The following is a 475-nucleotide window of genomic DNA, read 5'->3' as shown; positions in this document are numbered from 1 at the left end:
CTGCTATTAAGGCATTAAAAGCGGCGAATGTTGATTCCACTGATGCTGACTCTGCTTCACTTGTTAAAGTGTCTTTTACTGACAATAATGGTAAAGCCATTGATGGCGGTTATGCGCTGAAAACTGCTAGCGGAAAATATTATGCTGCATCAGTTGACGAATCTAACAAAGTATCCATTAAAGAAGTAGCATATACCGATGCAAATGGAAAGGCCGCAACTGCTGCTGTCCAACTCGGTGGTGTCAATGGTAAAACCGAAATTGCTAACGTCGGTGGTAAGGACTACCTTGCAGAGAAAGTAAAAAATCACAATTTCAAAACTGAGCCTAAAGTGAATGAAATTGCGACTGCTACTACCGATAGCCCGCTGGCTAAAATCGACGCGGCGCTGGCGAAAGTTGCTGACCTGCGTTCCGACCTGGGTGCGGTACAGAACCGTTTCAACTCTACCATCACCAACCTGGGTAACACCGT

1 protein-coding gene is annotated in these 475 nt (G+C 45.3%); it reads left to right on the top strand.

Going from position 1 to position 475, the window contains the following annotated elements:
- Positions 1 to 475: flagellin (locus RYZ59_RS24590; protein WP_318051111.1), on the top strand; the 475-nt coding region annotated here is incomplete at both ends.

This window comes from Citrobacter sp. HN-141 (assembly GCF_033341895.1).
Classification (GTDB): domain Bacteria; phylum Pseudomonadota; class Gammaproteobacteria; order Enterobacterales; family Enterobacteriaceae; genus Citrobacter.
The sequence above is the reverse complement of the archived record's forward strand: the minus strand, read 5'-3'. Positions and strand labels throughout refer to the sequence as shown.